Raw genomic sequence first — 12,271 nt, 5'->3', positions numbered from 1 at the left:
GTGTGGCAGTCAATAATGATGTCGTCTGACACACCGCTTTCGCGAGCAAGCCCGCTCCCACAGTTCGTTCTCTGTCGAACTTCAATTTTGTGCTCACTGGCTCCCACAGGGTTGAAGTGATTCAGGCGTCAATTGGCGTAGGACATTTCTGTTTTTCCTAGACTTCGGACATGCCCGTTGTCCCTCATCCACAATCCACCGTCCCCGTTTTGCTGATATTCATTGCACAGGTCCTAGGAGATTTCCGGGCAAGGTCTTCGGAGATTTCCTTCGAATTGTGGCGAATTGCATGAACTGGTTTGAAAGGTACTCAATCGATAGTCTTTGGGGGTCACTGAAATTCAGTGGTGGGGTGTAGGAACCTCCAGAATCTCGATAACTACGTTGGCGCCAGTTAACTGGTTTGCGGCCGTTCAAATGCGTCCGTAAGATCAGCCGCGGCGGCTATGTACGGGCACGCTTCGGCGTGGTCGAGGTTCTCGGGACTCGATTTTCCTACCCCGTACATGGCTGCCACCCTAGCCCGTAGGAAGGCTTTCGGCAGCTCCGTATCCTCTTCTCGAGTTAGAAACCATGAAAACCATTCATCCCGACCCACCCTACGAAAAACCAACCCCTCACCCCGACAACCGCTTCATGGCACTCACCAGCAATTGCAGTGAAATGCCCACCCTCTTCGTCGACACCCACGCACCGCTCGACGTCCTGATGGACGCCGCCAACTACCGAATCCGCGCCGTCACCCAATTGCTGGAAAACCTGTCCATGCGCGGCTCGATCGAGTGCGAATCCTTTATCCTCAGCGACTTTTCATTGCTCTGCGCCATCCCGTTGCGCGATGGCTGTGATGTGCTGGATGTGGTCGGGCGACGGTTGCGGGCGCGCTGACCAACCCTGTAGGAGCGAGCCTGCTCGCGATGGAGGCCAACGATAACGCGGGCGGTCTGACAGAACGCGTCGTCTGGACGTTCTTCGCGAGCAAGCCCGCTCCCACATTTGATTTGTGCCGAGCTGAAACTCTCAGTGCCTGCGCAACCACTCGATAAACAGCGCAAACAACTCCGACTGCGATCCCACCTCCAGTTTCAGGTACAGGTTCTTGCGGTGCATGCGCACGGTTTCCGGTGAGATGTTCATCTGGCTGGCCGTGGATTTCACCGAATGCCCGCGCAACACCATATGCGCCACTTGCCGCTCACGTTCAGTGAGCAAGTCGCTGCCGAAATGCTCGAACGCCGACTGCACCCGGTGCTTGAGATCATCGCGCATGCCCTGGTCTTTATCGCACTGGATCTCGCGACTGCGCAGCATGCCCCGTTGACTGAATTCGCTGATGAATTCACGCACCAGCGGTTCCACGGCGCGCAGCAGATTCAGCTGTTCGACGCTCAGGCATTCACCGCCGAAACCCTGATAGAGGCTGACCGAAATCTTCGTGTCATTGCCGGTATCGACGATGTAGTAGCTGTCTTCCGAACAGCCCGCCTTCAGGTAGTAAGACTTGTAGTAGTCACTGTCGAAGAAGTTGTCCGGCGCAATTTCTTCCAGGTGGTAGAACCCTTGCGCCAACCCCTGCTCCACCGCCAGGCAGAACGGGTCGAGCAAATAACCCCCGGCAAAATAGCGCTCCAGAATCGAGACCTGATACTCCTGCGCAATCCCGCGCTGATGCAGCAACTGGGGCGCGCGGTCCTTACGCTCCAGGCTGATCATCATCGACTCGACGGACACCAGTTGCGCCAACGCCGACGCCAGGTGTTGCAAGGCGTCAGGCTCATCGATATGGGCGAATGCCTCGCGCATTCCCCCATGCCATTTGTGCAATGCCCCGAAGGGCACCGCGATCAGCGTATCGTCGTCTGGTTTGCTCATGCCCCGCAGTCTAGCGGCTGGACACGCCCTTGGTAACAGCCTGACTGACGAAATCATTGGCCCGCGTACTGTCCGCTCGCTTCAAGCTCGGCGGCCACTTCCAGAATGCATGTGCGCAAGGTCTCGACGATTTCATCGACCTGGGCAGACGTCAGGATCAACGGTGGCGACATGACATTGAGGTGCATGATCGGCCTCACCAGCAGGCCCCGGGCCTGGGCCCGCACGTGGATTTTCTCGCCGATGTTGATCTCGTCGGGGAACAGCGCCTTGGTACGTTTGTCGGCGACGAACTCCACGCAGGCCATGAGTTTCTGGCAGCGCACATCCCCCACCAGCGGCAAGTCCCGCAGGGTTGCCAGGCGCTCCTCCAGATAAGCCCCCACCGTGTCGACATGGGCCAGCAGGTTTTCCCGCTCGATGATTTCGATGTTCTTCAGCGCCGCCGTGCAGCACACCGGATGCCCGCTGTAGGTGAAGCCGTGGGTGAAGCAGCGGCCCTTGCCCGGCTCGGCGATGACTTTCCAGATGCGCTCGGAAAAGATGCACGCGCCCAGCGGCAGGTAAGCCGAGGTCAGGCCCTTGGCGGTAGTAATGATGTCGGGCTGCACGTCGAACACCTCATAAGAGGCAAAGAACTTGCCCAGGCGCCCGAACGAAGTGACCACCTCGTCGGCGACGAACAGGATGTCGTAGCGCTGGCAGACGTCCCACATGCGTTTGAGATAGCCCCGGGGCGGAATGATCACCCCGCCGGAGCCCATGATCGGCTCGGCGAAAAAACCGGCAACCTTGTCCGCGCCAATCGAGAGGATCTTGTCTTCGAATTCCTTGACCAGGAACTCGAGGAACTGCGCCTCGTCCATGCCATCGGGCGCGCGGTACGGATTCGGGTTGGAGACGTGGTGGATCAGCGGGTTGGCGTAGTCGAACTCCGGCACCCGGTCGGCGGCCTTGTTGCCGATCGACATGGTCAGGGTGGTGGAGCCGTGATAGGCGTTGAACCGCGCGATGACGTGCTTCTTCTCCGGTTTTCCTCGGCAGTTCTGGTAGTACTGGATCAGCCGGTACGCGGTGTCCACGGCGGTGGAGCCGCCGGTGGTCAGGAACACATGGTCGAGGTCGCCGGGGGCCAGGCTGGCGAGTTTTTCGCACAGCTCGATGGCGACGTTGTTCGACATGTCCGAAAACGGGTTCGAATAGGCCAGTTGGCGCACCTGGTCGGCGATGGCCTCGGCCATTTCCTCACGACCCAGGCCAATATTGGTGCACCACATGCCGCCCACCGCATCGAGAAAGCGGTTGCCCTGAGTGTCGTAGATGTAGGCGCCGTTGCCTGCGACGATGTTGAGCGAACCCTGTTCGGCGTGTTCGTCGAACACGTGATAGCCGTGCATATGGTGAGCCTTGTCGGCCTTGACCAGCCGGGACTCGTCCGCTGGGGAAAAAACGGTGCGTGTTGGCGTCGCCATAAATAAACCTCTAACCGAATTGACTAACGTTCGAACAAATCAGATGCCGCTTTTCACGGTGCTCCAGACCCGGGTAATCGCCCGCATGTCCTTGGCGTTCTGGGTCTTCTGCGGAAACAGCCGCTCGCGAGTTTGCGCGTCGGGGTAAATCGCCGGGTTGTTGCGCACATCGGCGCTCAACAACGGCGTGGCCGCGGCGTTGCTGTTGGCGTAATTGATGAAGTCGCTCACGTCCGCCATCACCTGCGGCTGCATCAGGTACTCGAGAAACTTGTGGGCATTGGCGACGTGGGGCGCGTCGGCCGGGATGTACAGGTTGTCGAACCAGATCAGCGATCCTTCCTTGGGGATGAAGTAGGCCAGGTCGATCTTCTTCTTGGCTTCTGCGGCGCGGGCCATGGCGGTGGCGTAGTCGCCGGACCAGGTCATGGCCATGCACACATCGCCATTGGGCAGGCTGGTCAGGTAATTGACCGAGTCGAACTTGCGGACGTACGGCCGCACGGACAACAGCAAGTCCTGGGCGGCTTTCAGATCTTCCGGTGCGGCGCTTCTCGGATCACGACCCAGGTACTTCAGGGCCATGGGAATGACTTCGGTCGGGGCATCGAGCAGGGTCACGCCGCAGTCGGCGAAGCGCGAGACGATCTTCGGATCGAAGATCATCGCCAGCGAACCGATCGGTGCGTCCGGCATGCGTTCCTTGATCTTGTCGACGTTGTAGGTGACGCCGTTGCTACCCCAGGTATAAGGCGCCGAGTACGTGGTGCCCGGATCGTACCCTTGCAGATCCTCCAGGACTTTCGGGTCCAGGTTGGTCCAGCCCGGCAGCAGTTTCTTGTCCAGCGGCTGGAACACCTTGGCCTTGATCAGCGGTGGCGCCAGGGACGCGTTCAACACGATCAGGTCATAACCGGAGTGGCCGGTGAGCAATTTGGCCTGCACCGTTTCGTAGGCATCGAAGGTGTCGTAGATGACTTTGATGCCGGTGGCCTTTTCGAAGTCGGCCACGGTTTTTTCACCGATGTAATCCGCCCAGTTGTACAACCGCAGCGTATGGCTGTCGTCCACTTGAGCGGCGTAGGCATTCAATGTCAGCGGTACAACAAACAGACTGGAAATCACCTTAAGCAGCGTCTTGCCCATAGCAAATGCACCTTATAGCGAGTTCGGCTCTGGATGAGCGGATGCCCCCACTATTGGTGGATTCGCCGGGCGCGGCCATACCCCGAATGGGTGTGTGTCGCTTTTTGGGCATACCGGCATGGCAAAAAGCGGCAGTACAGTTGACCCGTTTTGCCATAGATCCGGGGTTTGTCCGGCGCTTAAAGTGGCAGCCCTGAACCGACCCTGCAGAGCCTGCGATGACCGACCTGATCAAACACGAGCAACGCGACGGCGTGTTGACGCTGACCATCGACCGCCCGGACAAGCTCAATGCGCTGAACAACGCCATGTACACGCAACTGGCCGAGCTGTTGCTGGCCGCCGACGAAGACCCGCAGACCGGCGTGATCATCATCACCGGTGGCCCGGCGTGCTTTACCAGCGGCAATGACCTGGTGGATTTCCTCCAGCACCCGCCGACTCATCTGGACGCCCCGGCGTTCCACCTGATGAAGGTCGTCACGCGCCTGCAAAAACCGTTGATCGCGGCAGTCTGCGGTGCGGCCATCGGTATTGGCACCACATTGCTGCTGCATTGCGATCAAGTACTGGTCACCCGCAACGCCAAGCTGCGCATGCCGTTCGTCAACATCGGCCTGTGCCCCGAATTTGGCGCCAGCCTGTTGCTGCCACGCCGGCTCGGCCATGCCCGTGCCGCGAGCCTGCTCCTGTTGGGCAACGGCCTGAACGGCAACGAAGCGGTGGCCTGGGGCCTGGCCAACGAAGCCTTCGATGACGGCGAACAATGCCTGGCGGCGGCGAAAAAAATCGCCCAGCGCTTTCTGGCCATGCCCCAGCAAGCCTTGCGCCAGTCCCGGCTGCTGATGAAACAGGCTTGCCTGGCCGAACTGGAAGCCACCCTGCGCGAAGAAAATACGCTGTTCATTCAGCGCCTGAATACCGACGAGGCGAAAACCGCCTTGAACGCCCTGCTCAATCGCAGTACAGATAAGAATCCACCGAAAGGAAACCAGCCATGAACACTCCAGAAATCTACGTCGTCAGCGCCGCCCGTACCGCCATCGGTACCTTCGGTGGTTCGCTCAAGGACGTGCCGCTGGCCGACCTCGCGACCACCGCCGTGAAAGCCGCCCTGGAGCGAGCCGCCGTGGACCCGGCGCTCGTTGGCCATCTGGTGATGGGCAACGTGATCCCGACCGAAACCCGCGATGCCTACATCTCCCGCGTCGCGGCGATGAACGCCGGCATTCCGAAGGAAACCCCGGCCTACAACGTCAACCGCCTCTGCGGTTCGGGCCTGCAAGCGATCATCAACGCCGCCCAGACCCTGATGCTCGGCGATGCCGACATCGTCGTCGGCGCCGGTGCCGAATCCATGAGCCGTGGCCCGTACCTGATGCCGGCCGCCCGTTGGGGTTCGCGCATGGGCAACGCCCAGGTCATCGACTACATGCTCGGCATCCTGCATGACCCGTTCCATGGTATCCACATGGGCATCACCGCCGAGAACGTCGCCGCGCGCAACGGTATCACCCGCGAAATGCAGGACGCCCTGGCCCTGGAAGACCAGAAACGTGCGGCCCACGCGATTGCCAACGGCTACTTCAGCGAACAGATCGCGACCGTGGAAATCCAGGATCGCAAAGGCACCAAGCTGTTCAGCGTCGACGAACATCCACGCGCCACGTCCCTGGAACAGCTGGCAGCAATGAAGCCGGCGTTCAAGAAGGATGGTTCGGTCACCGCCGGCAACGCCTCGGGCCTGAACGACGGCGCCGCCGCACTGGTCATGGCCAGTGGCAACGCGGTCCAGGCCAATAACCTGAAACCCCTCGCCCGCCTGGTCAGCTACGCCCACGCCGGCGTTGAACCGGAATTCATGGGCCTGGGCCCGATTCCGGCCACCCGCCTGGCGCTCAAGCGCGCCGGCCTGACCGTCGCCGACCTGGACGTGATCGAAGCCAACATCGCCTTCGCGGCCCAGGCCTGCGCCGTCAGCCAGGAACTGGACCTCGACCCGGCCAAGGTCAACCCGAACGGTTCGGGTATCGCCCTGGGCCACCCGGTGGGCGCGACCGGCGCAATCATCGCCACCAAGGCCATCCACGAACTGCACCGCACCGGCGGCCGTTACGCGCTGGTGACCATGTGCATCGGTGGTGGTCAGGGGATTGCGGCGATTTTTGAGCGGGTTTGATAGCTGCACATTTGGAGTGGGTGCATATCCATTTCTGCTGTAACGGCGGCTGACGGTTCCGCTTTTACAGCGGGTTACTTGGAAGAGCCCCAAGTAACCAAGGGCTCTTGCCCCTGACGTTCGGTGACTCGCCCAGGCTCGGCATTCCCTCGCTCCGGTCCTGCTCCGTGGGCCCGCCGCGATCGGCCATCCATGGCCGTACGCGGCTAACCCGGCATCCATGCCGGGTTGCCCACTGCGCAGAACCTCCACTCGGCCTCTCGAGGGGGCAAGAAGATCAAAAGCCAAAGCAAAAGCCAGGCGGCCTTCGGGCCGACCTGGCTTTGGCGGGTGCCCCCGATTCCCTGTAGGAGCGAGCCTGCTCGCGATGGACGTCAACGATAACGCGGGGTGTCTGGATGAGCGCGTTGACTGGGCATTTTTCGCGAGCAGGCTCGCTCCTACAATGTTTCTCCAGCGCTCACAAAATCTCTTCCTCTTTGAACAAGCCACCTGACGACCGGCAGCAAAAACCATTTGCCACAAAATATTACATTCGTCATATTATAATCATCATAATTAACCGCCGCACCCACAGGTAATCCTCCATGACCAGCATGCCCACCGTTGAACCCGACCTGGCTGCCCCGGTGACTGTCGCCAAACCTCCCCTGCTCAAACGCCTGCTGTTGCCAACACTGGGCATCGCGGCACTGGTGCTGGCCGGTGTGTATGGCACGCATTGGTGGACTGCCGGACGTTTCATCGAGGAAACCGACGACGCCTACATCGGCGGCGATGTGACGGTGATCGGGCCGAAAGTGGCGGGCTACATCGACGAAGTGCTGGTGACCGATAATCAGAAGGTCAAGGCCGGTGACGTGCTGGTCCGTCTCGATTCCCGCGACTACCGCGCCCACCTGGCCAAGGCCGAAGGCGCAGTGGCCGCCCAGCAGGCCCTGCTCGCCAACCTCGACGCCACCGAGCAACTGCAACAGGCCGTCATCGGCCAGGCCCGTGCCGGCATCGACGCCGCCGGTGCCGAAGCCGTCCGTTCGCGGGATGACGATGCCCGCTACAAAAAACTGGTGATCACCAACGCCGTCTCGGTTGAAAGTGCCCAGCGGGCCAATACCACGTTCAAGACGGCCCAGGCCCAAAGCAACCGCGCCCAGGCTGAATTGCTGGCCGCGCAACGCCAGTTGAATGTGATCGACACCCAGAAACAACAAGCCCGGGCCGCCTTGATCCAGGCCAAGGCTGAGCGCGACCTGGCGCAATTGAATGTCGACTACACCGAACTGAAGGCACCGGTTGACGGCGTGATCGGCAATCGCCGGGCACGGGTCGGCGCCTATGCCCAGGCCGGCTCGCAATTGCTCTCGGTGGTGCCGACCAGCGGTCTGTGGGTCGATGCCAACTTCAAGGAAGACCAACTGGCGCACATGGTGCCGGGGCAACGGGTGGTGATCCGTGCCGACGTGCTGTCGGGGCAGGAATTCCACGGTCACCTGGACAGCCTCGCCCCCGCCAGCGGTTCGCAATTCAGTGTGTTGCCACCGGAAAACGCCACCGGCAACTTCACCAAGATCGTGCAGCGGGTGCCGGTGCGGATTCACCTCGACCCGGCCGACAGTGTGCTCGGCCACTTGCGTCCGGGGTTGTCGGTCACCGCTGAAGTGGACACGCGCAAGGCGCCTCAAGCGCCAGCCGTGGCCAGCGCGCCATGAGCCGTGCCCTCGCCGCCCCGGCGCAACCGTTCAATGCCGCGAACATGGCGACGGCGACCAAGGTTTTCGCCTTCGCCAGCATGTGCATCGGCATGTTCATTGCCCTGCTGGACATCCAGATTGTCTCGGCTTCGTTGCGTGACATCGGCGGCGGGCTTTCCGCCGGCACCGACGAAACCGCGTGGGTACAAACCAGCTACCTGATCGCCGAAATCATCGTGATCCCGCTGTCCGGTTGGCTGTCCCGGGTGTTCTCGACGCGCTGGCTGTTTTGCGCATCGGCGGTGGGTTTCACCCTGGCCAGCCTGCTGTGCGGCATAGCCTGGAACATCCAGAGCATGATCGCCTTCCGCGCCCTGCAAGGGTTTCTGGGCGGTTCGATGATCCCGCTGGTGTTCACCACGGCCTTCGTGTTCTTCACCGGCAAACAACGGGTGATCGCCGCCGCGACCATCGGCGCAGTGGCGTCCCTGGCACCGACCCTGGGGCCGGTGATCGGTGGCTGGATCACCGACATATCGTCCTGGCACTGGCTGTTCTACATCAACCTGGTCCCCGGCATCTTCGTCGCCGTGGCCGTGCCGATGCTGGTAAAAATCGACCAGCCGGAACTGTCGCTGCTCAAAGGCGCGGATTACTTGAGCATGGTGTTTCTGGCGCTGTTCCTTGGCTGCCTGGAATACACCCTCGAAGAAGGCCCGCGCTGGAACTGGTTCAGCGACCGCACGATCCTGACCACCGCGTGGATCAGTGGCCTGGCCGGGCTGGCGTTCATCGGCCGGACCTTGCATGTGGCCAACCCGATTGTCGATCTGCGCGCCTTGAAGGACCGCAATTTCGCCCTCGGTTGTTTCTTCTCGTTCGTCACCGGCATCGGCCTGTTCGCCACCATTTACCTGACGCCGCTGTTCCTTGGTCGGGTGCGTGGCTACGGAGCGCTGGACATTGGTCTGGCGGTTTTCTCCACCGGAGTGTTCCAGATCATGGCGATTCCGCTGTATGCCTTTCTGGCCAATCGCGTCGACCTGCGCTGGATCATGATGTTCGGGCTTGGGCTGTTCGCCTTGTCGATGTGGGATTTCAGCCCTATCACCCATGACTGGGGGGCCAAGGAGTTGATGCTGCCGCAAGCCTTGCGCGGGATTGCCCAGCAATTGGCGGTGCCGCCGGCGGTGACCTTGACCCTCGGCGGCCTGGCGCCGGCACGGCTCAAGCATGCGTCGGGGTTGTTCAACCTGATGCGCAACCTGGGCGGGGCCATCGGCATTGCAGCGTGCGCGACCATCCTCAACGACCGCACCAACCTGCATTTCACCCGGTTGGCGGAGAACCTCAACAGCACCAACGAGGCGCTCAACCAATGGCTGTCCCAGGTCGGCAACAACTTCGCCGCCCTCGGCCAGAGCGGTGACGCCGGGGTCACCGCCAGCCTGCATCAACTATGGTTGCTGACCTACCGCGAAGCCCAGACGCAAACCTATGGCGACGCGTTCTTGATGATCATGGTCTGCTTCATTATCGCCACGGCGATGGTGCCTTTGATGCGCAAGGTACAACCACCGGCCGCGCCGAGTGCCGACGCTCATTGATGCTTGTGCGGGTCAGGCCTGAGGCATTTTGCGAAAACCTACGGCCAGACGGTTCCAGCTGTTGATGGTGCTGATGGCCACGGTCAGGTCAACCATTTCCTTGGGCGAGAACTGGGTGCTGACCATTTCGTAGTCTTCATCCGGAGCGTGGGTCAGGCTGAGCTGGGTCAGGGATTCAGTCCAGAGCAGCGCAGCGCGTTCGCGCTCGGTAAAGAACGGTGCTTCGCGCCAGGCTGTCACGGCGAACAGGCGGCGCGGGGTTTCACCGCCCTTGATCGCATCAGCGGTGTGCATGTCGATGCAGAAGGCGCAGCCGTTGATTTGCGAGGCACGCAGTTTGACCAGTTCGATCAGGTTCTTTTCCAGCGGCAATTTTGAAACCGCTGTTTCCAAAGCGATCATCGCTTTGAGGGCGTCAGGGGACGCGGTGTAGAAATCGATACGAGGTTGCATGGGGTGCTCCAGGGCAGGTGGGTGTGTGACTACGTTAGTCCCCCGATCGTTCTACACAAATAGCCAATCTTTCAGAAGTCGAGGAGGCCATTGGCGGTGCCTTCCTGGTTGTTGGTGGAAACGCGGGGGTGATGGGTTTCACTCTTCACTTTTGGTGAGTTCGCTGCCGTCATCGCGAGCAAGCTCGCTCCCACATTTGATCGCATTCCCCTGTGGGAGCGAGCCTGCTCCGGGCGGCGATCCGACGATCCGCGCAGCGGCCATTCACACCCGACTGCGCAACCATCGCAGGAAGCCCTTTTTCTCCACCGCCACCGGTAGGTCCTGAGTCAGGGATTTCGCTTTTTGCAGCCGGTAATCGAGCAAGGTCTGCATTGCATCGTTGATATCGTGACGGGCATCCAGGCACGGCTTGAGGTATGACTTTTCGATGCGGTACAGGCCACTGAATGTCTTGGCGGTAAACTGCGCAGGCAGCGCACTGTCGGTGAGAATACCTGCTTCGCCGAACACCTCCCCCGGCCCCATGCGTCCGGATTCGTATGGCGCTCCGTGACGCATCAAGGTCACCGAGATCACGCCGGATTCGATAATGAACAAGTGATCGCTGACCTGCCCCGCTTCCAGGATCACCTCCCCGGCGCGAAAGGTTTGCAGGGTCATGTTCTGGCTGAAGGTGTCTTTCTCTTCCTGGCGCAAGGTGGAGAAAATCGGCGAGCTGTCGAGCAACGCGCGTTTGCGAGTCGAGTTGACCGGCGGACTGGGCTCCACGCTCGACAACAAACTGACCCCGGATGCCTGCAAGTGCCGATAGGCCAGATCGTACAGCTGGTTGCGCACTGAACGTTTCTCCTCCATCGACGCGACAAAGCCGCTGATTTCGTAGACCACTCCGGTGTTGCTGGCGGTTTTCAGGCCAACGCTTGGCGACGGTGTATCGAGCAACGCACGACAACCTTGAATGGCCCGCTCCAAAGCATCGATCACCGTGTTCGGCCGCGCGTGGGGGCTCACTTCCAACGAAACGGAGATGCCGAACATATCGCTCGGCCGACTGAAATTGATGATCTTGGCCTTGGCTGCCAGGGAGTTGGGAATCACTGCCATGCAACCCTGGGAGGTCTGCAGGCGCGTGGCACGCCAGTCGATGTCGGTGACCCGGCCCTCCATGCCATCGATGGAGATGTAGTCATCGAGTTGATAGGGCTTGGTGGTGTTCAGGACGATCCCGGAAAACACGTCACTGAGGGTACTTTGCAAGGCCAGCCCGACGATGATCGCCAACGCACCGGACGTCGCCAGCACGCCCTTGACCGGCAGATCGAGCACATAGGCCAGGGCGGCAATCACCGCGATCAGGAAAATCACCGCACCGAGCAGATCCTGAAGCAATCGCCCGGTGTGCCCGACCCGTTGCATCATCACCGCGCCGATCAGCACGGTCAGGGTCCGCGCGCCGAACAACCACCAGCCGATCTGCAAACCGGTAGCCGCCAGATGCAAGGGTACGTTGTCGGCCCAGGGCGGCGGCTCCATCGGGTTCAGGCCTTCGTTGAACAACAGCAGGCTGAACAACGAAAAAATCACCACCCGTACCAATAGCCGCCAGGCGCTGCCAAGTGCACTGAGCAAGTACCACAACCCAAGATCGATCAGGATCAGCGCCATCGCGCAAATCAGCGGGTGTTCGGTGAGCAATGACAGCATCAAGCAACTCCAGCCAGGGCCAATAACGCGAAGATCGCATGGATTGGCCTCAGTGTAGGAGCATTTGATTTGGCGGGATGAACACCCTCCCAAAAACACCACAAAACCAATGTGGGAGCGGGCTTGCTCGCGAAAGCGGTATAA

The 12,271-nt window shown here is 60.7% G+C and carries 10 protein-coding genes; 5 read left to right on the top strand and 5 right to left on the bottom strand.

What is annotated here, in order from left to right:
- The first annotated feature begins 573 nt into the window (after nucleotides 1–573).
- Nucleotides 574–888, top strand: coding sequence for a hypothetical protein (locus tag KGB29_RS12780; protein ID WP_150814179.1), 315 nt, complete (start codon nucleotides 574–576; stop codon nucleotides 886–888).
- A 132-nt stretch (nucleotides 889–1,020) separates the two neighbouring features.
- Here KGB29_RS12780 and KGB29_RS12775 read toward each other — a convergent pair whose 3' ends face one another.
- Genes KGB29_RS12775 through KGB29_RS12765 form a run of 3 tightly spaced genes read right to left on the bottom strand, consistent with a single transcriptional unit; the run spans nucleotide 1,021 to nucleotide 4,490 of the window.
- Nucleotides 1,021–1,929 (bottom strand): LuxR C-terminal-related transcriptional regulator, encoded by a 909-nt coding sequence (locus KGB29_RS12775; RefSeq protein WP_150814180.1) that lies wholly within the window; start codon nucleotides 1,927–1,929, stop codon nucleotides 1,021–1,023.
- Entirely contained in the window at nucleotides 1,926–3,344 is a 1,419-nt protein-coding gene (locus KGB29_RS12770; RefSeq protein WP_150814181.1) for an aminotransferase, read from the bottom strand. The genes KGB29_RS12775 and KGB29_RS12770 overlap by 4 nt, the downstream gene beginning before the upstream one ends.
- 39 nt (nucleotides 3,345–3,383) lie before the next feature.
- Nucleotides 3,384–4,490 (bottom strand): polyamine ABC transporter substrate-binding protein, encoded by a 1,107-nt coding sequence (locus KGB29_RS12765; RefSeq protein WP_150814182.1) that lies wholly within the window; start codon nucleotides 4,488–4,490, stop codon nucleotides 3,384–3,386.
- Between the two features lie 218 nt (nucleotides 4,491–4,708).
- Between KGB29_RS12765 and KGB29_RS12760 the strand changes: the two genes are divergently transcribed.
- The 4 genes from KGB29_RS12760 to KGB29_RS12745 all read left to right on the top strand — a co-directional run bounded on the left by KGB29_RS12760 (nucleotide 4,709) and on the right by KGB29_RS12745 (nucleotide 9,967).
- Nucleotides 4,709–5,491, top strand: a complete 783-nt coding sequence (locus KGB29_RS12760) for an enoyl-CoA hydratase-related protein (RefSeq protein ID WP_223616446.1) — start codon at nucleotides 4,709–4,711, stop codon at nucleotides 5,489–5,491.
- Nucleotides 5,488–6,669, top strand: a complete 1,182-nt coding sequence (locus KGB29_RS12755) for an acetyl-CoA C-acyltransferase family protein (RefSeq protein ID WP_090456870.1) — start codon at nucleotides 5,488–5,490, stop codon at nucleotides 6,667–6,669. Before KGB29_RS12760 ends, KGB29_RS12755 begins: the two co-directional genes overlap by 4 nt.
- A gap of 587 nt (nucleotides 6,670–7,256) precedes the next feature.
- Entirely contained in the window at nucleotides 7,257–8,378 is a 1,122-nt protein-coding gene (locus tag KGB29_RS12750) for an HlyD family secretion protein (protein ID WP_150814184.1), read from the top strand.
- Nucleotides 8,375–9,967: a DHA2 family efflux MFS transporter permease subunit gene (locus KGB29_RS12745; protein ID WP_057713965.1), complete on the top strand. Its 1,593-nt coding sequence runs from the start codon at nucleotides 8,375–8,377 to the stop codon at nucleotides 9,965–9,967. Before KGB29_RS12750 ends, KGB29_RS12745 begins: the two co-directional genes overlap by 4 nt.
- A 12-nt stretch (nucleotides 9,968–9,979) precedes the next feature.
- Here KGB29_RS12745 and KGB29_RS12740 read toward each other — a convergent pair whose 3' ends face one another.
- Together KGB29_RS12740 and KGB29_RS12735 are read right to left on the bottom strand one after the other, a co-directional pair.
- Nucleotides 9,980–10,420, bottom strand: a complete 441-nt coding sequence (locus KGB29_RS12740) for a carboxymuconolactone decarboxylase family protein (protein WP_150814185.1) — start codon at nucleotides 10,418–10,420, stop codon at nucleotides 9,980–9,982.
- A gap of 264 nt (nucleotides 10,421–10,684) precedes the next feature.
- Complete coding sequence (locus KGB29_RS12735) at nucleotides 10,685–12,127, bottom strand: mechanosensitive ion channel domain-containing protein (RefSeq protein ID WP_150814186.1); 1,443 nt, start codon at nucleotides 12,125–12,127, stop codon at nucleotides 10,685–10,687.
- Between the last annotated feature and the right edge of the window lie 144 nt (nucleotides 12,128–12,271).

Source organism: Pseudomonas sp. BF-B-30 (genome assembly GCF_019956305.1).
Classification (GTDB): domain Bacteria; phylum Pseudomonadota; class Gammaproteobacteria; order Pseudomonadales; family Pseudomonadaceae; genus Aquipseudomonas; species Aquipseudomonas jessenii.
The sequence above is the reverse complement of the archived record's forward strand: the minus strand, read 5'-3'. Positions and strand labels throughout refer to the sequence as shown.